The sequence below is a fragment of the Novosphingobium sp. BL-S-32 genome, assembly GCF_056857055.1.
This window is the reverse complement of record NZ_CM166476.1, coordinates 3007478-3029583: the sequence shown is the minus strand read 5'-3', so window position 1 is coordinate 3029583 and position 22106 is coordinate 3007478. Positions and strand designations below refer to the sequence as shown.

The following is a 22106-nucleotide window of genomic DNA, read 5'->3' as shown; positions in this document are numbered from 1 at the left end:
TGACTTGTGGATGCCACGGGGAGAACCCTGTGGACCGTCCGGAGGAAAAGTCCGGCACAACCCCGGTAAAAGCCGTTAAAAAATGGGCCGGGGCGGTTCCGCAAGAAACGAAATCCGGCCCGGCCCAGTTGGACAGGAAGGGCAGTCTCGGCGCCCCATGACAAGCGCCGAACCTGGGTCCTCGGGTGCAGGCTTGACGGCCAGGACAAGCTGCGTATCAATGGCTAATGATAATCATTCGCAATTGCAAGCATGATCTCGTATAGCCCGTTTCGCAACCTGGAGAGCCCGCCATGTACCAGTACGTCGATCGCCCCCTGAGCACACTCGACGAGGGCTGCCGCTTCCTCGTCTGGTCGATGCGCGCGTGGGTCACGACCCTTGCCCAGCGCCGCTGCCCGGCCGAAGCGCTTGCCCCCGCCTTCGCCCGCTGGCGGATGATCGGCGGGCTCCAGCCGTTCCACCGTGCCATGCTGATCTTCAACCGCGACGCGCTGGAAACTTTCGCTTTTTGCCCGATGGCTTGCGACCACGTGTCCGAACATGAGGCCGTGATCCTCGAACTCGTCACCTCGCTGCGCGATCGCGGTGCGCAGGAGACGCGCGGAACGCTGGAACTGGTCGTGCAGGAAGACGCCGTGGGCGACGTGCTCGAAACGCTCTCCAAGCTGGGCGCGGCGCTGGCGATCGCCGGGATCTTCCCGGGACAGCCAGTCGAAGCACGCGGGGTTCAGGGTCGGGGCTGAACCAATTCGCGCCGCATGAGCGGAAGGCGGGCGCTCAGAAGACGCCCGCTGCCCCGCCCCACTTGGCCGCAAGAACCGCCAGCCCAACCACTCCCGCGCATTGCAGGACAACGATCGCCTTCAGGTAATTCACGAAGGGCTGCTTGCGCGTCTTGTGGCGGAACAGGCGCCTTGCCAGCAGCGCACCCGGTGATCCGCCCAGCGCGGACAGCGTCAGCAGATGCCGCTCGGGAACGCGCCCGCCGCCGCGCCGCGACTGCGCCTTGTCGTAGCCAAACACCGCAAAAGTCCAGAGGTTGAGGCCGCAAAGGCCGGCGGCAACAAGCAGAGGCGCATTCATGTGGCAGCGCCTAGTCAATCCAGCGGCGCGACGTCCACCGAGAAGATCATCGTCTGCTGCGAAGAGCCGCGAAACGTCCCGTCCAGCGGAGCCACGTCGGTATAGTCGCGCCCCATGCCGATGAAGATGTGGTCGGTATCGGCCAGCATGTTGTTGGTGGGGTCGAAGCCGATCCAGCCGAGATCGTCCCCGCACCACAAGTTCACCCATGCATGCATGGCGTCGGCACCGACCAGCCGCTCCTGCCCCGGTGGCGGCAGCGTGCGCAGATAGCCGCTGACATAGGCGGCCGGAATGCCGTGCGCGCGCGCGGCGATAATCATGATGTGGCTGAAGTCCTGACACACCCCGTGACGCGCACGAAACGCCTCGATCGGCGGCGTGTCGGCAACGGTTGCGCCCGATTCGTAGGCGAACTGCTGGTGGATCGCCGCCATGAGCGCCCTCCCCGCTTCCACCACCGGCATCGATTCGCTGAGGAACCCGCTCGACCACATGGCGATGTCGCGCTCCGGCACCGCGATGGGCGACGCGAAACTGTAGGAGGCCGGGCCCAGCGCCGACAGATCGGGCTTCTGCATCGCCCGTTCCCGCAAATCGGCAAGGCCCGGACCGGTGGAATCGGTGACGAAGAAAGGCAGCGGCTCCTTCTCGACCGTGAAGCGGCTTTCGATCTGAAGTTCCGAAATGGGATCGTGCAACGAGAAGCGCGCCTCGTTGATGTAATAACCGCCCTCCCGCTCCAGCACTTGTGCCGGCTGCGGATCGACGGTGAGCAGATAGTCGCTCAGCGTCTGCCCCGGCCATGCCTTCGGGCGCAGCCGCGCATTGAACTGCGCAAGGCGCACCGGGGCGGCATATTGCAGCGTGGTGATATGGCTGACCGAATAGCGCATCACAGGAGCAAAGTCCGTCGTTCGGCCTGCTCGGGGTCGAACTGAAGGAAGTACCGCGCCGAAAGCGCGTCCGAGAGGTCGTAGAGTTCGTGCTCGATCCTTTCGAGCATCTCACCCGTCATGTCCTGCGCGGTGGCCGCCTGAAGCCTGCCCAGCAGCGCGCGGGCGGCGCGCATCGGCGGTTCGGGCAAGTTATCGTCCCGCCCGCTCGGCAATGCAGCCAGATGCTCGACGATCCCGGCGATCTGGAACACCAGTGCGCGCGGGTTGTCCGGATCAAGCAGGACCAGATCGCGCACCGGCCCCGCCATCGGCCCGGTCAGATAGCGCGTGCGATAGATGATCTGGCTATCGCACAAGTCGAGCAGCACGCCCAGCGCGCCTCCCGTCTCCTTGGGATCGGCCCCCTCCGCAACGGTATCGCCAAGCTGGCGGACCATGCGGCAGATCCCCTGCGCGCGTTCGAGCCGCTGGCCGATCTCCAGAAAGCGCCATGCGGCCGAGCGCACCATGTTTTCCGAGACAAGCCCGGCAAGCGCACTGAAATGCTCGGTCAGGCGCCGTACCGCCCCCAGCAGTGTCGCCGGCCGGTGCACGTCCACTTGCGGCACGCCCTGGCTCACCAGCCGCCAGAAGTCCCGCGCGAAGCGTTCGCGCAGCGAGAGGCCAACGGCCTGACGCCGCCGCATCAGCGTGGTTACGCCGCCCGGCAGCCCCGCTTCGGCCAGCACGGCGGCAGCGATGGCCTGAACATCGGGCGTTCCTGTCGGTTGCTCGATGCTGCCCGCCTCGACCAGCAGCGCCACCAACGCGCCAACCACGCCGCCCTGTTCCTCGGGCGCGCCGTCGATCTCGACCGAACCGTCGAGCAGCGCGCGCAGCACACGGGTAACGAGCTGGGCTCGCTCGTTGTAGCGCCCGAACCAGTAGAGATTGTCCGCCGCCTGACTGGCAAGAATGCCGCCCCCGCGCGAAATCGGCGGCTCGGGGATCGCGCGGCCGGCCAACTGGGCCGGGTTCGGCACTTCGTCCACCACCCAGACATCGGCGGAAATCTCGCCCTCGCCCATCAGCGAAGTCGGCAATGCCTGGCTCGCCGCAAGGCGGGCAAAACCGCCGGGCATGACCGTCCAAACCCCATCGGCATCGCGCGCGACGAAAGCGCGCACGGTGAAGGGGCGTGGCACGATCTCGCCGTCGATGATGGCGGGCACGGTGGACAGGTGGACGATCTCCTGCCCGCAATAGTCCATCGGCCGGCGCGCCAGCGCATCCAGCAAGGCCGAGCGCTGCGCGCCGTCGAGATCGGCCCCGGCCACCGGCTCGCGACGTTCAAGTCCTTCGACCGGCTGGCCGAAGGCGGGGAGAACTGCCAGTTCATCGAGCCGCGCGGCAACAGTGGCGCTTTCGGCCGCCTGTCCGCACCACCACGTCGCGATGTTGGGCAGGATCGGGGCCTCGCCCAGCAGGACCTGACAGAGACGCGGCATGAAGGCGGCGAAGGCGGGGCTCTCCAGCACTTCGGTACCCGGCCAGTTGATCATGCCGACCCCGCCGCCTGCCCATGCTTCGAAGAGATTGGCCACGCCAAGCTGCGAGCGGGCATCGAAGGCCAGCGGATCGAGCGAGGTCGTATTGATCCAGCGCCAGATCGAATCCACGCGCTTGGGCCCGGCGATCGTGCCGACCCAGAGCCGGTCATCCACCACCGAAAGGTCGCGCCCTTCCACCAGCGGAAAGCCCAGATAGCGCGCCAGGTGGGCCTGTTCGGCATAAGTCTGGTTGAAGCGGCCGGGCGTGAGCAGCGCGACGCGCGGGGCCTCCCGCCCGCAGGCGGCGATCATGCCTTCGCGCATGAGCCCGAAGAAATCGACAATGCGCCGCACTTGCTGATCGGCCAGCAAGTGGCCGGCCAGCCGCGTCATCGCGAGGCGGTTTTCGAGCGCGTAGCCGATGCCGTTGGCGATCCGCACACGGTCTTGCAGCACCCGCCACTGTCCGCGCGGCCCGCGTGCGAGATCGGCCGAATAGACCTGAATGAAGTGGGCCTTCCCCGGCCCCTCACCCAACCGCCCCGCCCGGCCGAGCATCTTGCGCGCAAAGAAGGGATTCCCGGCAATCGCCGCCGCTGGCAGATGCCCCTCGCGGACCATTCGCTGCGGTCCGTAGATATCGGCGGCAAGGTGTTCGAGCAGTTCGGCGCGCTGGATCAGCCCGCGCTCGATCACCTCCCATTCCCCCGCGCCGATCACCACCGGCATGGCATTGAGCGGCCAGGCGCGCTCCTCCTCCTCGCCGGTGACTCGGAAGGTGAGGCCAAGATCGGCGGCATTGCGCGCCGCGTTCTCCTGCAAGGCAACGGGGTCGCCTTCCGACAGGGCGGAAAGGCCCGCAGCCACGGCCTTCCAGCGTGCCGCCACCGGTTCGGCGGCATCGCCGAAGAGGTCTCCGCCCGAAACCTCGACCGGATAGGAATCCAGCCAGCCCGGTGCACTTTCGGTCAGCGTGGAATCCGGTCCGGAAGGCGGGGCGGTGGCCACGGTTTCAGATCCCGCGCGCCGGGCGGCGCAAGTCGAGCGAATGCGGGAACTCGCCGGGATTTTCCTCCGGCGGGGTCTGCATGGTCCCCGGTGAGTGGCCGTGCGGCTGGAAACGTGCCTTGCGCCTTGCTTCGGCCTCATAGCCGTTAACCGGCACGTCGTCGTAATGGCGCCCGCCCGGATGCGCCACGTGATAGACGCAGCCGCCCAGCGAGCGACTGTTCCACAAGTCGTAGATGTCGAACGTCAGTGGCGCGTTGGCCGGGAGCATCGGGTGGAGGCATTCGGCCGGGGCCCATGCCTTGTAGCGCACGCCGCCGACGCCTTCGTCGGGCCCGATCATCGTCAGCGGCACCCCCCGCCCGTTGCACGAGATCACATGGCGGCCGGGAACGAGGCCGGAGGCGCGGACCTGGAGGCGCTCGGTCGAACTGTCGACATAACGAACGGTGCCGCCGATCGCGCCGGTTTCGCCCAGCACGTTCCACGGTTCGAGCGCGTGGCTGATCTCAAGGCTGACGCCGCCGCCCTCGACCTCGCCGTGGACCGGGAAGCGGAACATGCGCTGGGCCTCGAACCACGCCGGATCGAAGCTGTATCCGGCCCGGCCAAGGTCATCGAGCACGTCGAGGAAATCGGCCCAGACGAAGTGACCGAGCATGAACTTGTCATGCAACTGCGTGCCCCAGCGCACGAGTCCGCCGCCTTGCGGCTCCTTCCAGAACCACGCGGTGAGCGCGCGCAGGAGAAGCTGCTGGGCAAGGCTCATCCGGGCATCCGGCGGCATCTCGAAACCGCGAAACTCGACAAGGCCAAGGCGGCCGGTCGGCCCGTCGGGGCTGAACAGCTTGTCGATGCAGATTTCGGTGCGGTGGGTATTGCCGGTCACATCGACCAGCAGGTTGCGGAACAGCCGGTCCACCACCCACGGCGCCGGTTGCTGGTGCTCGGGACCCGGAACCTGCGCGAGCGCAATTTCCAGCTCGTAAAGCGCGTCATGCCGCGCCTCATCGATGCGCGGGGCCTGACTGGTCGGACCGATGAACAGGCCCGAGAACAAATAGCTGAGCGAAGGATGCCGCTGCCAATACGTGACGAAGCTCTTGAGCAGGTCCGGGCGGCGCATGAACGGGCTTTCGAGCAGGCTTGGCCCGCCGAGCACGATGTGATTGCCGCCGCCGGTGCCGATCGAGCGGCCATCGAGCATGAACTTGTCGGCCGTGAGCCCCACTTCGCGCGCGGCGTCGTAGAGCGTCTCGGTGATCTCCACCATCTCGCGCCATGAGGCCGAGGGGTGGATGTTGACCTCGATCACGCCGGGATCGGGCGTGACCTTGAGCACTTGCAGGCGCGGGTCGGGCGGCGGCGGATAGCCCTCGATCCTGATCGGCATGCGATGCGTCTCGGCCACCACTTCGACCGCGGCCACGAGTTCGAGATAGTCCTCCAGTCGCTCGGTGGGCGGGATGAACACCGCGAGGTAATCGCCGCGTGGCTCGACCGTGAGCGCAGTGCGCACGGCGCCTTCGATGATATGCTGCTCGACCACGTCCTGCGCGGCGTGGCTGCCCTCCGCCTGCTCCACTTGCTGCATGCGCTGGCCGTGCCGTTCCGCACCGGCCACGCGCGCCTCGCTGCCGCGCTCGATCACCTGTTCGCGGAAATCGGCCATCGGCTCGCGCGGCTCGGCCGTGTCGCGGGGGTGGATGTAGGGATAATCGGACGGCGGCACGAACGGCAGCGAACCCAGCGGCAATCTGTAGCCCAGCGCGGAATCGCCCGGCACCGCCGTCAGCACTTCCTTGCGCACGCGCCAGCGCTCGCTTTTCCAGCGCGGCACCGAGAGATCGGCGGCGTTCCAGCGCTGCACCGGCAGCACGTAACCCACCGCCTTGTCGAGCCCGCGCCGGTAAGTCCGCACGAAGCGGCGCGCCAGTTCCTCGTCATCGACCTTGGGATCGAGCGGGGTGACATTGAGCGGAAGCTCGGCCTCCTTCTCCGCCCATTCGCCCCTATCCTCGTAGACCGGCTGGACGAAACCATCCTCGACGCCCAGCCCCCGCGCGGTTTCGCGCAGGAGGATTTCCGCCACGGCGACATCCACGGTGGGAACCGGCTCCGCCTCGGCATCCTTGGCGCGCGGCTTTTCACCCGCGATCAGCGCGGGGTCGCGCCAGATCGGCGTGCCATCCTTGCGCCAGTAGATCGAGAAGCCCCAGCGCGGCAGGCTCTCGCCCGGATACCACTTGCCCTGTCCGTAATGGAGCAGCGAACCCGGCGCGAACTTCTCGCGCAGCAGGCGGATCAGCTTGTCGGCATAGGCCGCCTTGGTCGGGCCGACGGCAGCGCCGTTCCACTCGGCCGCCTCGAAATCGCTGTCGGCGATGAAAGTCGGCTCGCCGCCCATCGTCAAGTTGGCCCCGGCGGCATCCAGTTCCGCGTCCACCTTGTCGCCAAGGTCCAGCAGGGCCTGCCAGCGCTCTTCGGTGAAGGGCTTGGTGATGCGCACCGCCTCGGCAATGCGGCTGATGCCCATCTCGAACTGGAACTGCACTTCGGCAGGTTCCGCCATGCCCTCGATCGGGGTGGCGGAGCGATAGTGCGGGGCGGCGCAGAGCGGGATATGCCCCTCTCCCGCGAACATCCCCGATGTGGCGTCGAGCGCGATCCAGCCCGCGCCGGGTACATAGGCCTCGGCCCAGGCATGAAGGTCGACCACGTCGTCCTGCACGCCCTTGGGGCCTTCCTTGGGGATCACGTCGGCAACCAGCTGGATCGAATAGCCAGAGACGAACCGCGCGGCAAAACCAAGCCGGCGCAGCAGTTGCACCAGCAGCCACGCCGAATCGCGGCACGATCCGATGCCCACGCCCAGCGTCTCTTCCGGGGTCATCACCCCCGGCTCCATGCGAATCACATAGCCGATGCGCTGCTGGAGCTGGCGGTTCACCTCGACAAGGAAATCGACCGTCCGCCCCGCATAGCCGGTATGGCTGGCCACCAGTTCCTCGAACAGCGGCCCCTGCGGCTCCACCTCGAAATAGGCGGCAAGGTCGGCTGCCATCGCTTCCGAATAGGCGAAGGGGTAATTCTCGGCCTCAGGCTCAACGAAAAAGTCGAACGGGTTGATTACCGCCAGTTCGGCCAGCAAATCCACTTCGATCGAGAAGTGGTCGATCGGATCGGGGAACACCACCCGCGCCTGCCAGTTGCCGTGCGGATCCTGCTGCCAATTCAGGAAATGCTCGGGCGGGCTGATCTTCAGCGAATAGTTCGGCACTGCCGTCCGACTGTGCGGCGCCGGGCGCAGCCGTATAACCTGGGGACCGAGGCGCACCCGCCGTGAATAACGGTAGCGCGTGAGATGGTGGAGGGCCGCCTTGATCATCGCGTGCGACTTTGCTTGAAACAATGCTGCACTGCAATGATCTTCCATTGGTCTGGCGCCGGGAACTTGTTAGATTGCGCAAATGACCTCCCCGATTGCAGCAAAACTGTCATCGTGGCATGCAAGGGGGTCCACGGGTGCTCCATTGCGGGCTCTCCCCGCGCGGGGACAATTCCCGCCTACAAGCTCGGATGAAAACGAAGGACATGCTGGACATTCACGAAGCTCAGCCCGCCGGCGAAAGCAGCCCGGTGACGGACGTCACCACGCTGCCCGCGCGCTACTTCAACCGCGAGCAGAGCTGGCTGGCCTTCAACGAGCGCGTGCTCGCCGAAGCGACCAATCCGAACTATCCCTTGCTCGAACGCCTGCGCTTCCTCTCGATTTCGGGCAGCAACATCGACGAGTTCCTGATGGTGCGCGTCGCCGGCATCGCCGGGCAAGTCCGCCGCCAGATCGAGGAAATCTCGATCGACGGGCTCACCCCGACGCAGGCGATGGCCACCACGCACGAGAAAGTCCTCGAACTGGAGGCGATCCAGCAGGAAACCTGGGCCGGGCTGAAAGTCCAGCTGGCCGAGGAAGGCATCCGCGTCGTGGCCGAGGAAACGCTCGATCCGGAGCGCGAGGCGTGGCTGCGCACCTATTTCCTCGACCTCGTCATGCCGGTGATCACGCCGCAGGCGATCGATCCCGCGCACCCGTTCCCCTTCGTGGCCAATCAGGGCATCGGCATCCTGTTCTCGCTGACCCGCATGGCCGACGACGCGCCGGTCATGGAAATGGTGCTGATCCCCGCCCCGCTGCCCCGCTTCGTGCGCATTCCCGGTGAGGAAGCGGCGTGGATCTCGATCGAGGACCTGATCTACCGCAACGCGGGTGAATTGTTCCCCGGCTTCACGCTCCACGGCCACGGCGTATTCCGCATCCTGCGCGACAGCGACATCGAGATCGAGGAAGATGCCGAAGATCTGGTCCGCTATTACCGCACCGCGATCCAGCGCCGCCGTCGCGGCTTGGTCATCGTGCTACAGCTTCAGGGCAAGTTCGATCCGGCGGCCGAGGAGCTGCTGCGCAACCAGCTCGGCCTCGACAAGGCGCTTATCATGAAGACCGAGGGGCTGATCGGCTTCTCCGGCCTTTCGGCGATCTGCGACGAGGACCGGCCCGAACTGAAGTTCGAACCCTATTCCCCCCGCTATCCCGAGCGTATCCTGGAACATGACGGAGACATTTTCGCGGCCATCCGCGAGAAGGACATCGTCATCCAGCACCCCTACGAAAGCTTCGAGGTGGTGATCGACTTCCTGCGCCAGGCCGCCCGCGATCCGGACGTGATCGCGATCAAGCAGACGCTCTACCGCGCCGGCAAGCAGTCGGGGATCATCTCGGCACTCATCGCCGCGGCCGAACAGGGCAAGTCGGTGACGGCGGTGGTCGAACTGAAAGCCCGTTTCGACGAGGAGCAGAACCTGCTCTGGGCCAGCCAGCTCGAACGCGCGGGCGTTCAGGTGATCTACGGCTTCGTGGACTGGAAAACCCACGCCAAGACATCGATGATCGTGCGCCGCGAAGGCGAAGGGTATCGCACCTACTGCCACTTCGGCACCGGCAACTATCACCCGATCACCGCACGCATCTATACCGACTTGTCGTACTTCACCGCCGATCCGGCGATGGGGCGCGATGTCGGCCGCCTGTTCAACTTCATCACCGGCTATGTCGAACCCAAGGGCACCGAGTGCCTGTCGATCTCGCCGATCTCGCTGCGCTCGACGCTCTATACGAACATCGATGGCGAGATTGCCAATGCCCGCGCCGGAAAGCCTGCGCAGATCTGGGCCAAGATGAACTCGCTGACCGACCCTGACCTGATCGACAAGCTCTATGCCGCCAGTGAGGCGGGCGTGGACATCGAACTGGTGGTGCGCGGCATCTGCTGCCTGCGCCCCGGCATCACCGGGCTTTCGGAGAACATCACCGTGAAGTCGGTGATCGGTCGCTTCCTCGAACACTGCCGCATCTGGGCCTTCGCGAACGGCGCTGAACTGCCCAATCGCAAGGCCAAGGTCTACATCACCTCGGCCGACGCTATGAGCCGCAATCTGGACCGCCGGGTGGAGGTGATGGTGCCGATTACCAACAAGACCGTGCACGATCAGGTGCTCGATCAGGTCATGTTGGCCAATCTGCTCGATACCGAACAGTCCTGGGTGCTCCATCCGGACGGCAGTTACGATCGGGTGGGAGAAGTGGACATGCCCTTCAATATCCACCGCTATTTCATGACCAACCCGTCGCTTTCCGGGCGCGGTGCGTCGCTTGCCAGTGGACGGAAGGTGCCAAAGCTCTCGCTAAGACGCGGCAACATCTGACATAAGGGGGGCGTCCGCCCGTAATGGGCTCAAAGGCGATTCGTCCAAAGCCCCCCTATGATCGGCATCAGCCTGGCCTTCCTATGATCGGCATAAGCCTCAAAAGCGAAAAGCGGGCGATCATCGATATCGGTTCCAATACCGTGCGCATGGTCGTCTACAACGGGCCGCCGCGTGCGCCCGTTGTCGTCCTCAATGAAAAAGTCAGCGCCCGCCTCGGCCGCGACCTCGGCAAGACCGGGGCGATCTCGGACAAGGCGATGCGCAGCGCGCTCACCACGCTGGCGCGCTTCGCCGGCTTGCTGCGCCTGCTCGACGTCCGCAACGTCGAATGCGTGGCCACCGCCGCCGCGCGCGATGCCAGCAACGGGCCCGCGTTCCTTGACGCCGTGCGTGCGCTTGGCCTGTTCCCGCGCCTGCTTTCGGGCGAGGAGGAAGCCCGCGCCAGCGCCACCGGCGTGATCGCCGCTTTCCCGGGCGCGCGCGGCGTTGCTGCCGACCTTGGCGGTGGCAGCCTCGAACTCGTCGAGATTGCCGAGGGCGAAAGCTGGCACGGCATCACCCTGCCCTTCGGCACTCTGCGCCTGCCGGACTTGCGCACCGAAGGTCCCGCGAAGTTCTCCGAAACCGTACACAACGGCCTTCACAACGCGGGCTGGGAGCAGGGACGCGGGCTGCCGCTCTACATCGTCGGCGGATCGTGGCGCGCGCTAGCGCTCCAGGCCATGCGGGTGCTCGACTGGCCGGTGGACGATCCGCACGGCTTCGAACTTCCCGCCTCCGAAGCGCTGCATCTGGCGCGCGATTTCGCCAGAGGCAAACTGGGCGAGGTCGATCCGCGCATCTCCAGTTCGCGCCTTGCCTCGCTTCCCGACGCGGCGGCGCTGATGGTGGAAGTGATCACCCGCATCAAGCCTTCGAAGCTGGTGTTCTCGTCATGGGGCCTGCGCGAAGGCCTGCTCCACGCACAGCTCGATGCGGAAGTTCAGGCCGAGGATCCGATGCTGGCCAGCGTCGCCGGCTTCTCCGCCAGCGCCCGCGTCACGGCCGACGATGCGGTCGAAGTGGCGAAGTGGACCGCGCCGGTCTGCCGCGAGGAACCGCAGGACCGCCAGTTGCGTCAAGCCTCCGGCTTGCTGGCACTGGCCGCGATGCGCACCGAGCCGAACTTGCGCACCGAAGAAGCCATGACCTGGGCACTCCGCAAGCGCTGGATCGGCCTCGACATGCACGGCCGCGCGATGATGGCGATGACCGTCTTCGCCAATTCCGGCCAGACCGATGTGCATGAAGCGTTCGACCGCCTTGCCTGCAAGGAAGACCTCGACCGGGCGATTGGCTGGGGCCTTGCCGTGCGCCTGTGCCGCCGCCTGACGGGCTGCTCCGAAGCCGGTCTCTCGCAGACCTCGATCCGGATCGCGGACGGGGCGCTTGTGCTGACATTGTCCGAGGCGATGCGCCCGCTTTACAGCCCCGGCGTCGCCAAGGATCACAAGGCGCTGGCCGATTGGCTTGGGCTGGCATGCGAGGTTCACGATCCAGCGGGACTGGCGATCGTCGATTGAGCCCCCTCATTCCTCCCCTGCAAGGGGAGGGGGACCGCCCCCGCTCATCCTGAGCTTGTCGAAGGAAGGGTGGTGGAGGGGTGTCAGCCCCTCGGCCGGGCGCCACGTCAAGAGCGTTACACCCCTCCGTCAGCCCTGACGGGCTGCCACCTCCCCTTGCAGGGGAGGAACGTCAGCTCAGCAGGCTCGCGCTTTCGGCGATCTGGCTGATGCCGCGCTTGCCGTCCTGCCGATCCAGCTGGACGACGATGTCGATCACCGAAGCCGCATATTCCAGCGTCTCGGCCCGTGTAAGGCCAATACCCGTCTGCATCGACATCAGCGCGATCTGTTCCAGCGCACCGCGCGGTGTATTGGCGTGAACGGTCGAGAACGAACCCGGATGGCCGGTATTAATCGCGCGCAGGAACGAGACCGTCTCGGTGCCGCGTAGCTCGCCCAGCACGATACGGTCGGGCCGCAAACGCAGCGCGGCTTGCAGGAGATCGTTGGCCGAAACTTTCGCCTCGCCCAGTTCGCCCTTCACGGCGATCAAGCCCACGCCATTCGCACCGGGCAGATGCAGTTCGGCGGTATCCTCGACCAGAACCACACGCTCATGCGCGGGAATTTCGCCGAGCATGGCATTGAGGAACGTCGTCTTGCCGGTGGACGTACCGCCCGAGATCAGGATCGTGCGGCGACGACGGATCGCATCGCGCAGGAAGGCGATAGGCTCGGCCATCGGATCGGGCGTCGGCTCTTCGACCGGAGGCGTGATCGGACCGCGATCGTAAGCATCCAGCGGGAGTTCGAGCAACCGATGGCGGCGGATCGCCATGGCCCAGTTCGCCCGCGTCGCTGGCGGCCCGACAAGCTGGATACGCGCACCGGACTGGCCGCCGTACCCCGGCAACGTGGCCGAGAGCAGCGGATGCTCGCGGTTGATGCCCTGATGGCTGATCCGCGCCACCTGCTCGGCGAGGCGCTGGAGCAGGCGGTCGTCCATCTCGGGCAGAAGCACGCGCTGCATGCCCGAGTGCTCGGCATCCTCGACCCAGATCTCGCCGGGGCGGTTGATCAGGATCTCGGTCACCGTCTCCCGGTCGAGCCAGGGCCGCAGCGGCGCGAGATAGGCGTCAAGATAGACGCTGCGCGGCGCGGCCTGATGCGGCGACACGCCCTCAGTCATGGTCGGGCCCGTCGGCGCCTGTGCGCCCTGAAGCGAAAGAACGTCCGCCATGCTTGGTCACTGAGCCTGACTGAAATCGAGGTCCTTGGCGGTAAACACGCGGATCGGTTCCCCCTGACGCACGCGTATGGTCGGTCCAACGCTGCCGGTCTGCTGGATAGCGGCCGCCGCTGCCGACTGGCCGCCGCCAACCACGACGCTCGCCCCACTCGACGCGATGGTGGACAGGCCTCCCACGACCGAAAGCAGCATCGCCGAACCGAACCGCTCGAAGAAATGCGAATTGACCTTGCCCGGCAGGCCGGTCTCGCCGCCGAAGGCAATGGCCGGCGAGCCGAGATTGACCGAGACGCCGTCCGGGCGGATCAACCGGCTCCAGATCACATAGGCGCGCTTCTGCCCCGCCGTGAGGCCGCTCTTGTATTGCCCGATCAGGCGCGAGGAACGGGGGATCAGCACGCGCTTGCCATCGAAGCTACGCACATCGGTCGAGACGATGGCGCGGACATAGCCGGGAACGTCGGTATCGATCGCGGTCTCCAGCACGGCCGGGATCAGCGTGCCCTGCGTGACCGTAGTCGCAGGGTCAAACGTGCGCGAGGCCGTCGCCGTGGAGCCCGAGCCGCCGATGCGCGCGGCGAAATCGTCATTGGCATTGCCGCCGGACTTGCCCTCACCGGCCGGGCCCGCGAGCTGCGGGACCCCGGTGCCGCTACCGACGTCGAAGACCACGGTCGGCGTCGCATAGGGATTGGCGGCGGTCGCCGTGGCAGCGCCGGGCGCGGCGGCAAGAACGGGTGCCGGGGCCGGGGCGGGAAGCGGTGACGGAGTCGCCTGAGGCTGGGGAGCCGGCTGCGGCGCCGCGATTGCGGGGGTCGCAGCAGGCTGCGGCACGACGGCGGCCTGCGGCGCGGAAGTCGAAGCCGGCGCCTTGCGCACCGAGTCCATCGACCACAGCGTCAGTCCGCCCAAAGCCATGACGAACACGACACCGGCAGCCAGACCCAGCCCGTCCGCCTTCTTGCGCTGGGTGACGCGCGGCAGGACGTTGCGGCTGGTGAGATCGATGACCTCTGCGCCCTGCCCGTCACGCGGATCGGTGGCGGTGGTGGGCGCGATCCGTTCGCGTAACGAGGATTTGGGCGAGGAATTGGGCGCCATGTGTCAGTTCCCCAGAGACGAAGCGGCAGTAGGAGCGGTGCCGGCCGTATTGGCCGCAACTGCGGCGGCGGCCGGAACGGGAGCCGCAGCTGGCATGGCCGCGCGGTTGTTTTCCAGCGTCGCGCTGGACTTGCCGGAACGCAGGATGATCAGCCGGGGCACTTCACCGATAACGATGGTCTGGCCGCGCACGGCATAGTTCACCGGGCCTTCGTCACCCTTCTCGTCCTGCACGAGGATCGCCGGGACAGCCGTGTTTGCCGGCCAGAGCAGATACGTCGACAATCCATCGTCGTAGACGCGGGCGGGCAGCAGCTTGGCGACACCGGCCGACTTCCACGCAAAGTTCAGCGCCGCCGCGTCCGAAGGCATCGCCAGCGGATCGCCTTCCGCAATCGCCCGTTCCGACGAATCGAGCGAAGCCAGCGCGGCAGGCACAGGCGCCGCCGTCTCGACCGGCTCGTCCTTGTAGGTAAAGCGCAGCATGTAGAGCGGCCGCGACTTGGGCGAGGCGACGAGGTCGAAGAAATAGGTGTGGCGGTTGGTCACCACCGTCATGTTGGTGCGCGCGGCAGGTTCCAGCGGCTTCACGAACAGCAGGTCGGCGCGCTTGTTGGGCGTGATCTGCCAGGTCTGGGAATTGCCGACCGCCACGTTCTCGATCGCTTCGTTCTTGCCGAAAGCGATGGTCGCCTGCACGCCGGTCCGTCCGTCGATGCGCACCACCTCGTTATCTGCGTAGGCGTGGCTCACGAGGCGCTCGTCCGCCAGAGCGGGGGCCGCCAGGGCAAGAAGCACCGGGGCTGCGGTCGCGGCGAGGGCATGGGCCTTGCGGCGGATCATCACGACTTCTCCTTCGCCGGCCCGGAGCCGGTATTTCCTGCGGCCGTGCGGCCGATGTCCCTCGACGTATCGTTGGAGGCGCTGCGGAACCGGCTGCCGATGCCGCGCGCGCGCGCCGCCGCGCCTTGCGCCAGCGGCTCGATCCCGCCCCCCGAAACTTGTGTGATCACCGTGCGCCGGTCGCTTGAATGCGTAGCCGAACCACCCTCGCCGCCCGAAGCCGCCACCATGGCCGCCGCGCTGGCGGCGGAAATCGCCGGGGCCCGTCCCTGCGCCGAAGCGGGTGCGAAAGGCTGAACCTGAACCGAGGGCATGGGCGCCGAAGCCGATTGTGCGCCGCTGTCGCTCCGGCCCCTCGCCTGCTCATTGTCGGCCAGGCCGAACACCCGCCAACCGGAAACCAGCCTGCCCGCGACTTTCAGCACCATGCCCATGAGCGCGAGATGGACGGCGGCGACCACGAACAGCGCCATGGCCGCGCGCCCATCGATCTCGCCCATTTCCGCGCCTTTCACTAGCGACGAGACGATCGGCACCAGCAGTTCCAGCGTGATCCCGCCGCCCAGCACGACGAAGAGCGGGGTCATCGCCGTCAGCGCAACGCCGCGCAGCCAGCCGGCGGTCAGTCCGCGCGTACCGCCGAACAGGCCGAGGAGCACGAAAATCGGCCCAAGCGCGACCAGCACGCCCAGCGCGATGCGGGCCGTCAACAGTACGCCCACAGTCCCGAGTAGCAGCAGGAGCGCGCCCATCCACATGACGCTGTCGGGCGAGAACAGGCCCGCCCCTCCGGCTGCCACTGCGGTCTTGGCAGCGCCTGCACCCGCAGCAGCGGCGCCTTGGGCGGCTCCCTGAGCCGCTTCACCGCCGCTCTGGGTCGCGGCCTGCGAGGCCTCGGCAATGGCATTGAAGACGATATCGATGCGGTCTCCGAAGATCTGCGTGGCCGATCCCTTGGCCCCCATCACCGCGCCTGCGATCCAGTCCGGCCCACCGATGGCAAGGTTCCAGACCACGCTCTGGTAGGCGATCCAACTCGTCGCAAACGTCAGCACGAAGCCGATCGTCAGCATGCGCGGCGTCAGCGCCGAGACACTGAGGCTCGACCGGCCCGAAAGCAGCGAAAAGCCGAGGAACGCGATATAGAGCGTCAGGACGAGGATCAGCACCGGGGCCATCGCCCCGTTGGCGCCGAACAGGCGGCCGAAAGCAGCCGCCGCCATCTCGTTGGACACGCAATCGACCGCGCGGAGCGCCGGGGCGACGCCCTGAGAGGCCAGTTCGGTGAGTTGCTCGCAGGCGGCGCTCATCCGCCTTACTCCGCCGCCTGGCCCCAGGCGGCATCGTGCTCGCCTTCCTCGAATTCTCCGGGCCATTGGAAGCCGGTCAGCAGCGGATACCACGCCGAGGGCGCATCGCCGTAGCGTTCGCGCAGCTGGTCCAGTTTGCGCACCGTGCTCTCTCGGCCCGACAGCACCGTCAGCACTTCGGGCATGCCCGAGAGATCAAGGCGCACCACCACCGAGGCATCGGACTGGCGGATCAGGAAGCAGCGCGAATGCGCGGGCAGCGTCTTGATGACGTCCAATTCGTGCTGCGAGAGTCCGAAGCCCTCGCAATAATCCTCATAGCGCGCGCGGGCGTTGGGCATGAACATCATCGTCGCGGTCTGTTCGACCAGTGCCGTCGCGATCTTGCTGTCCAGCGCGTCCCGCGCCGACTGGGTGGCGAAACCGACCAATGCGTTGCGCTTGCGCAGCGTCTTCAGCCAGTCGCGGATGCGCGCGGCGAAGACTTCGTCGTCGAGCGCCTTCCAGCCCTCGTCAATGAGGATCATCGTCGGCTCACCGTCGAGACGCTCGTCGATGCGGTGGAACAGGTACATCATGACCGGCGTGCGCAGGCGCGGGCTTTCCAGCAGCGCGCTCATGTCAAAGCCGAGTACGCGGGCGGACAGGTCGAGCCGGTCTTGCTGGTTGTCGAACAGCCAGCCGTGCTCGCCGCCCTGAATCCACGCATCGAGGCGCGATCCAAGGTCCCCGGGCTCGGGACGGCGGGCACCGGCCAGCAGTTCGCGGAAATGCGAGAGGCGGCGCAGCGAGGGATCGTTGTGATAGGCCGCATCGACGGCGCCGGCGATCATCGCCAGTTCCTCGGGGCCCTTGGCTTCCAGCAGCACGCCCAGCCAGTCGCGCAGGAAAGCGCGGTTGGCGGCGGTGTCGGGCAGCGAGAGCGGATTGAAGCCGGTCGGGTGCCCGGCAGCGACGCGGCTGTAGGTGCCGCCAATGCCGCGCAGGAACACTTCGGCGCCGCGATCCTTGTCGAACAGCACGGTGCGGGGGCTGAACTTCTGCGCCTGCGCGGCCAGGAAGTTCATGACCACCGTCTTGCCGGAGCCCGACGGACCGATAACGGTAAAGTTACCGAGATCGCCCTGGTGGAAATTGAAGAAGAACGGCGTCGCGCTGGTGGTGGCGAGCAGCGTGACCGCGTCGCCCCAGTGGTTGCCACCTGCCTGCCCCATCGCGAAACCGTGCAGCGAGCCGAAGCAGGCCATGTTGGCGCTGGAAATCAGCGCGCGGCGCACGATCATCGCCTCGTTACCGGGGAACTGGCCCCAGAAGCCGGGCTCCATGTTCACATCCTCGCGCACCGCGACGGCACCGGCATCGGCCAGCGCGGCGGCGCAGGAGGCCGTGACGTCGTCCAGCCCTTCCAGCGACGGCGCGCGCACCAAAACCGAGAGGTGATGGTCCCCGAAGCCCACCGCGCCGGTGCCGAGCGCATCGCGCGCGGCGGACATCTCGCGCCGTTCGGCCATGGCTTCCTCGTCCGCCGAGCGCAGGCGGCGGATCGCAAGGTCAATGCGTTCGCGGGCGATCTGGCGGTCGCACGGCGCATATGTCTCGGTCAGCACCAGTTCGGTCGGCAGACGCAACAGTGCGTCGGTCAGGCCCGGCGAAGTCGAATCCGGATAGTCCTTCAGGCTCACCAGCGAGGCGAAGCCCGAGCCTTCGGCGCCGCGCAGTTCCAGCGCGTCCATGCCGAAGCTCACGCGGCGATAGGGCAGCATGTGGCCAAGGTCGGTGCCCTCGACCGGGCGGCGCACCGGGCGCATTTCGCCATTGTAGAGCGCCGAGAGCAGTTCGAGAACTTCGGAACAGTTGCCCGCACCGCCCTCGTAATCGCCAAGGATGCGCGCGCCGTAGGAGCCGAGCGAGGCGACCATCGCCGTCGCTGCCGAGCGCAGCGCGCGCACATCGGCCACGTCAGCTTCGGCGGGCGCCTTCCCTTTGTTCCTCATGAAGCGGGAAAGCTTGTCCGCCCAGCCCGCCTTGCCGCGCGCGGGGCGGCGGACCAGCGTGATGAACTGGTCGTTGACAAACAGCGCGCCGGAACCCGTGCGCACCTTCCAGCGGGCGTCGATATGCGCGGCGAGCGGATCGTCGAACTGGCCGTCCATGGCGATCTCGACGCGGCGGCGGATCACATGGTGGTACAGCACGAAGCGGGCATCGAGCGACGAGCGCAGCAGCACTTCGCGCGTGGCAACGTGGGCGTTCAGTTCCTCGCTGTCGGCGGTCTCGAACGCGAGGCCCGGCACCACCAGCGAGAGCATGACCGAACCGTCGCGCAGAAGCACCACGTTCTCGTCCACGAAGGACTGGTAAGGCAGCCGGTCACCGACCAGCATCTCCTTGGCCCCCCAACCTTTCAGGCCCGATTTCCTCTTCCCCGACATCGTACCGCTTCCCCCCGTCACGCGCTCAGGGCGCGTAACTGTTGCAGCCCCAGCGCTGCCAGTTCGGCACGCGCGGGCACTTGCTGACCTTGGCAAGCCAGAGATCGAAAATCCTCGGCTCGCGAAGACAGGCGACATAGCCGACGCCGTGAATCGCCAGCGCCGCCGGCAGAGCCCAGAAGCTCTTGGTGATGAGGAAGATCTCCGTCGTCACCAGGCCATTGATGATGAAGAACGTGAACGTCACCCCCGCGAACATCTGCGGGCGGGTGAGTGCCCGATGGACCGGGAAGCGCGCCAGGCTCATCAAACGCCCCTTACCCTGCCGCCGACTGGATGCCGGAAACGATCGCCCCGGCGCCGAACAGCACGAAGCAGCCGATGATGACCGTCGCGCCGAAGCGCCAGTTCATGCGGCCCGTCAGCATCATGAAGCCCACAGCGGCGACTGCCATGACCGCAACCGCGGTGGCGACATTGCCCAGCAGCGTGCCTTGCAACCATCCAAGAGCTGCCACAATCGGGCCAGAACCAGCCGGATCGGCGCGCGTCACCTGCTGCGCCTGCGCAGCGGTGGCGGCAAACATGCCGAACGCACCGGCAAAAACCGAAAGAACACCGCGCAACGCACGGACCTGAACCTGAACGAGTCGAATCACCATTGCCCTCCGTATGAGGGCCCAGTGCGCCGTCCAGATGACAAGAGTGTGACGAGAAGACGACCCTACCCGGGTTCCGCCCCTCGATCCACCTCCCGCCAGAGGTACCTGTCACCAGCCTTGCACGGGGCCGTCGCGCTCCGCGCAGCGTCAGGAGATATGCAGATTTCCCCCGACCCCACCCGCACGGGCGAGCGAACTATACGTCAGGGCACGCGTTCCGCCTACACCCGATCCTGCACCGTCCACAGTGCACGATCCGGGGCCCGGCCCGCCAGACAGAATGCAAGAAAACGGCGCTTTTCAGGCCTCAGCGCGCGGCTTGCGCATTGGCGCGAAGCATCTGTTGCATCGCCATGCGAGCCGCCGCGCGCGAGTCCACCCAGGTCCCATCGGCCAGTTGCAAGTCATACCGCTGAGGGCTGACGATGGCCGCACGGTAGCTGATCAAGGCCTTGTCGGTGCGACCCGTGGCGGCATAGGCGGCGGCGAGGTTGATTAGCGTGGCCGGATCGTCCGAATGGGCGGCGCCATTGGCCTCCAGCTTGCGCAGCGCGGCGTCGGCACGGCCCTGCGAGAGGTCCTGATAAGCGACATCCACAGTGTCGTGCGTAGGCAGGTCCGTAGCCAGCGCAGCGGGGCTCTGAGCCAGCAGAACCGAAGCAAATGCAGCGACGAGCGACATGATTCTTCTCCCGGACGGATATGTTGATTGAGAGCAACATCCGCCGCAATTCGGCACTCCGCAAGAAAATGACGTAAGTGTCATAAAACTGCAATTAACGCATGAAGCGTCCGGACAATCGCGAGTCGCCGTCCCTTCGAGGCCGCTGCGCGCCTGCATCGCACAGCAATTGTCATATCACGGTCATCAATCGGTATATTTCTGTCACCGTGACGCCAACAAAGTGTCACTTCATCAACCTACACGCCCCTGACAACGAAAACGGACTCGCCGTTTCGTACCGACCTGTCCAAGGGGGGAAATTCACGTGAAGACTATTCATGGCATGCTGCTTGGGTGCAGCGCTCTTGCTCTCGCCGGTTGCGGTGCCGACGACATCTCCTCGCCGGGCGCAGGCAGCATCGTGATCAACAATCCGACGCCAACCCCCTCGCCCACGCCGACACCCACGCCGGGCACCGTCGTTGCGGCGGCAAGCTGCCCCAGCTTCAACGCCACCGGCGGCCTGACCGACAGCGGCGTCCTCACCGTCCCGCAGGGCAGCTGGCGCGTCTGCACGCTGCCGGCGCTGGTTGACGTCAACGCCACGCTTCCCAAGGTTACCGGCGTAATCTACCGCCTCAATGGTCGCGTCGACGTCGGCTGCGACGGCGGCTTTGCGGCGCCGACGGCCTCGGCGACGTTCACGACCACCACCGCCAGCTGCAAGAGCAAGGTCCTCTCGGCGGATACCAACGTCACCTTGACGATCGATCCGGGCGTGATCGTTTACGGCGAAAACTCTGCCGAGCCGGCCTGGCTTGCGGTCAACCGCGGCAACAAGATCAACGCTGTCGGCACCGCCACCAAGCCGATCATCTTCACCAGCCGCGACAATGTCGTCGGCACGAACGACGATTCGTCGCAGGGCCAGTGGGGCGGCGTCGTGCTACTTGGCCGCGGCAAGGTGACGGATTGCAACTACGGCGCTGCCGCCACCACTCCGACCGGCAACGGCACCTGCGAACGCGACACCGAAGGCTCGGCCAACAAGGCCGTCTTCGGCGGCAGCGACAACACCTACAGCGCCGGCGCCATGAAGTACGTGCAGATCCGCTACTCGGGCTTCATCCTGGGCAACGGCAAGGAACTCCAGTCGTTGACCGCCGAAGGCGTCGGCACCGGTACCACGCTCGATTACTTCCAGTCGGTCAACAGTTCGGACGACGGCGCCGAGTTCTTCGGCGGCGCGGTGAACTTCAAGCACTACATCTCGGTCAACGCCGACGATGACAGCCTTGATATCGACACCGGCCTCCAGGGCGCCTTCCAGTACGTCCTGCTGCTCCAGCGCAATGGCGGCGGCGACGCCTTGGTCGAAGCCGACTCCGACGGTTTCGAAGCGCAGTTCCCCCGCCAGAAGACGACCATCGCGAACTTCACGATGATCCAGCCTTCGGCCAGCTCGAACAACGACAGCAATGACAAGGCCTCGCTGCTGATCCGCGGCAACGCCGACATCGCGCTGGTCAACGGCATCATCTACACGCCGAACAACGAGTGCATCCGCGTCAACGGTTCGGGCGCGAATCCGGCAGATCAAGCCACGTTCACGGCCAATTCGGTGGTCATGACCTGCAACGCGACGAAGTATCTGGACACCGGCACTTATGCCGCCGGCACCGCCCAGTCCATGTTCGCCGCAGGCACCAACAACAGCGACACCTTCACCTCGACGCTGACGAGCACCTTCGTCAACGGCGCGAACGAGAGTGCCCGCACCGCTTACGCCAACCTCACCACGCTCTCCAGCTTCTTCGACAACGTCGCCTACATCGGCGCCGTCGCGAACGCTTCGGACACCTGGTACAAGGGTTGGACCTGCGACAACTCGACCGCCAACTTCGGTTCGAACGCCAGCTGCACCTCGCTGCCGACGACCTGAACGGGCCACCCGTGACTTCGGGGGGTGGTCCATCGCGGGCCGCCCCCTTTGTCACACTCCAAAGCCTCAAC

16 protein-coding genes are annotated in these 22106 nt (G+C 66.3%); 4 read left to right on the top strand and 12 right to left on the bottom strand.

The window, feature by feature from the left end:
- Window positions 1-293: 293 nt before the first annotated feature.
- Window positions 294-746: a hypothetical protein gene (locus AC1VVK_RS14350; protein WP_132389318.1), complete on the top strand. Its 453-nt coding sequence runs from the start codon at window positions 294-296 to the stop codon at window positions 744-746.
- A gap of 34 nt (window positions 747-780) precedes the next feature.
- On the opposite strand, the gene AC1VVK_RS14345 is transcribed toward AC1VVK_RS14350, so the two are convergent.
- Genes AC1VVK_RS14345 through AC1VVK_RS14330 form a run of 4 tightly spaced genes read right to left on the bottom strand, consistent with a single transcriptional unit; the run spans window position 781 to window position 7910 of the window.
- Entirely contained in the window at window positions 781-1086 is a 306-nt protein-coding gene (locus tag AC1VVK_RS14345; RefSeq protein WP_482903496.1) for a DUF1294 domain-containing protein, read from the bottom strand.
- A gap of 14 nt (window positions 1087-1100) precedes the next feature.
- Window positions 1101-1982, bottom strand: a complete 882-nt coding sequence (locus AC1VVK_RS14340; RefSeq protein WP_482905176.1) for a transglutaminase family protein — start codon at window positions 1980-1982, stop codon at window positions 1101-1103.
- Window positions 1982-4522, bottom strand: a complete 2541-nt coding sequence (locus tag AC1VVK_RS14335) for a circularly permuted type 2 ATP-grasp protein (RefSeq protein ID WP_482903495.1) — start codon at window positions 4520-4522, stop codon at window positions 1982-1984. Before AC1VVK_RS14335 ends, AC1VVK_RS14340 begins: the two co-directional genes overlap by 1 nt.
- A gap of 4 nt (window positions 4523-4526) precedes the next feature.
- Complete coding sequence (locus AC1VVK_RS14330; protein WP_482903494.1) at window positions 4527-7910, bottom strand: transglutaminase family protein; 3384 nt, start codon at window positions 7908-7910, stop codon at window positions 4527-4529.
- 206 nt (window positions 7911-8116) lie between these two features.
- Here AC1VVK_RS14330 and AC1VVK_RS14325 point away from each other — a divergent pair, with 206 nt between their 5' ends.
- Both AC1VVK_RS14325 and AC1VVK_RS14320 read left to right on the top strand, forming a co-directional pair.
- Entirely contained in the window at window positions 8117-10285 is a 2169-nt protein-coding gene (locus AC1VVK_RS14325) for an RNA degradosome polyphosphate kinase (RefSeq protein ID WP_243652659.1), read from the top strand.
- Between the two features lie 83 nt (window positions 10286-10368).
- Entirely contained in the window at window positions 10369-11850 is a 1482-nt protein-coding gene (locus AC1VVK_RS14320; protein ID WP_482903493.1) for a Ppx/GppA phosphatase family protein, read from the top strand.
- Window positions 11851-12022: 172 nt separating this feature from the next.
- Here AC1VVK_RS14320 and virB11 read toward each other — a convergent pair whose 3' ends face one another.
- From virB11 to AC1VVK_RS14280, 8 genes are all read right to left on the bottom strand, one after another.
- Entirely contained in the window at window positions 12023-13072 is a 1050-nt protein-coding gene (virB11, locus tag AC1VVK_RS14315; protein WP_482903492.1) for a P-type DNA transfer ATPase VirB11, read from the bottom strand.
- Between the two features lie 6 nt (window positions 13073-13078).
- On the bottom strand, window positions 13079-14182 hold the full coding sequence (locus AC1VVK_RS14310; protein ID WP_482903491.1) for a TrbI/VirB10 family protein: 1104 nt from the start codon (window positions 14180-14182) through the stop codon (window positions 13079-13081).
- A gap of 3 nt (window positions 14183-14185) precedes the next feature.
- The gene (locus AC1VVK_RS14305; RefSeq protein WP_482903490.1) at window positions 14186-15025 is read right to left on the bottom strand and encodes a TrbG/VirB9 family P-type conjugative transfer protein; all 840 of its coding nucleotides are present in this window, start codon (window positions 15023-15025) and stop codon (window positions 14186-14188) included.
- Window positions 15025-16335 carry a TrbL/VirB6 family protein gene (locus tag AC1VVK_RS14300; protein ID WP_482903489.1) on the bottom strand — a complete coding sequence of 437 codons (1311 nt, stop codon included), beginning with the start codon at window positions 16333-16335 and terminating at the stop codon, window positions 15025-15027. Before AC1VVK_RS14300 ends, AC1VVK_RS14305 begins: the two co-directional genes overlap by 1 nt.
- Before the next feature lie 5 nt (window positions 16336-16340).
- The gene (locus tag AC1VVK_RS14295) at window positions 16341-18767 is read right to left on the bottom strand and encodes a VirB4 family type IV secretion/conjugal transfer ATPase (RefSeq protein WP_482903488.1); all 2427 of its coding nucleotides are present in this window, start codon (window positions 18765-18767) and stop codon (window positions 16341-16343) included.
- A 25-nt stretch (window positions 18768-18792) separates the two neighbouring features.
- Window positions 18793-19074, bottom strand: coding sequence for a VirB3 family type IV secretion system protein (locus AC1VVK_RS14290; RefSeq protein ID WP_132389294.1), 282 nt, complete (start codon window positions 19072-19074; stop codon window positions 18793-18795).
- A 10-nt stretch (window positions 19075-19084) separates the two neighbouring features.
- Window positions 19085-19429 carry a TrbC/VirB2 family protein gene (locus AC1VVK_RS14285; RefSeq protein ID WP_482903487.1) on the bottom strand — a complete coding sequence of 115 codons (345 nt, stop codon included), beginning with the start codon at window positions 19427-19429 and terminating at the stop codon, window positions 19085-19087.
- Between the two features lie 307 nt (window positions 19430-19736).
- Complete coding sequence (locus tag AC1VVK_RS14280; RefSeq protein ID WP_132389290.1) at window positions 19737-20111, bottom strand: hypothetical protein; 375 nt, start codon at window positions 20109-20111, stop codon at window positions 19737-19739.
- Window positions 20112-20418: 307 nt separating this feature from the next.
- Here AC1VVK_RS14280 and AC1VVK_RS14275 point away from each other — a divergent pair, with 307 nt between their 5' ends.
- Entirely contained in the window at window positions 20419-22035 is a 1617-nt protein-coding gene (locus AC1VVK_RS14275; protein WP_132389288.1) for a hypothetical protein, read from the top strand.
- Window positions 22036-22106 lie beyond the last annotated feature (71 nt).

Excerpts from the sequence above, each read along its gene's own strand:
- AC1VVK_RS14330 (WP_482903494.1), bottom strand. The coding sequence starts at position 7,910 with ATGATCAAGGCGGCCCTCCACCATCTCACGCGCTACCGTTATTCACGG.
- AC1VVK_RS14350 (WP_132389318.1), top strand. The coding sequence starts at position 294 with ATGTACCAGTACGTCGATCGCCCCCTGAGCACACTCGACGAGGGCTGC.
- AC1VVK_RS14290 (WP_132389294.1), bottom strand. The coding sequence starts at position 19,074 with ATGAGCCTGGCGCGCTTCCCGGTCCATCGGGCACTCACCCGCCCGCAG.
- AC1VVK_RS14310 (WP_482903491.1), bottom strand. The coding sequence starts at position 14,182 with ATGGCGCCCAATTCCTCGCCCAAATCCTCGTTACGCGAACGGATCGCG.
- virB11 (WP_482903492.1), bottom strand. The coding sequence starts at position 13,072 with ATGGCGGACGTTCTTTCGCTTCAGGGCGCACAGGCGCCGACGGGCCCG.
- AC1VVK_RS14305 (WP_482903490.1), bottom strand. The coding sequence starts at position 15,025 with ATGATCCGCCGCAAGGCCCATGCCCTCGCCGCGACCGCAGCCCCGGTG.
- AC1VVK_RS14280 (WP_132389290.1), bottom strand. The coding sequence starts at position 20,111 with ATGTCGCTCGTCGCTGCATTTGCTTCGGTTCTGCTGGCTCAGAGCCCC.
- AC1VVK_RS14300 (WP_482903489.1), bottom strand. The coding sequence starts at position 16,335 with ATGAGCGCCGCCTGCGAGCAACTCACCGAACTGGCCTCTCAGGGCGTC.
- AC1VVK_RS14285 (WP_482903487.1), bottom strand. The coding sequence starts at position 19,429 with ATGGTGATTCGACTCGTTCAGGTTCAGGTCCGTGCGTTGCGCGGTGTT.
- AC1VVK_RS14325 (WP_243652659.1), top strand. The coding sequence starts at position 8,117 with ATGCTGGACATTCACGAAGCTCAGCCCGCCGGCGAAAGCAGCCCGGTG.
- AC1VVK_RS14295 (WP_482903488.1), bottom strand. The coding sequence starts at position 18,767 with ATGTCGGGGAAGAGGAAATCGGGCCTGAAAGGTTGGGGGGCCAAGGAG.
- AC1VVK_RS14345 (WP_482903496.1), bottom strand. The coding sequence starts at position 1,086 with ATGAATGCGCCTCTGCTTGTTGCCGCCGGCCTTTGCGGCCTCAACCTC.
- AC1VVK_RS14340 (WP_482905176.1), bottom strand. The coding sequence starts at position 1,982 with ATGCGCTATTCGGTCAGCCATATCACCACGCTGCAATATGCCGCCCCG.
- AC1VVK_RS14320 (WP_482903493.1), top strand. The coding sequence starts at position 10,369 with ATGATCGGCATAAGCCTCAAAAGCGAAAAGCGGGCGATCATCGATATC.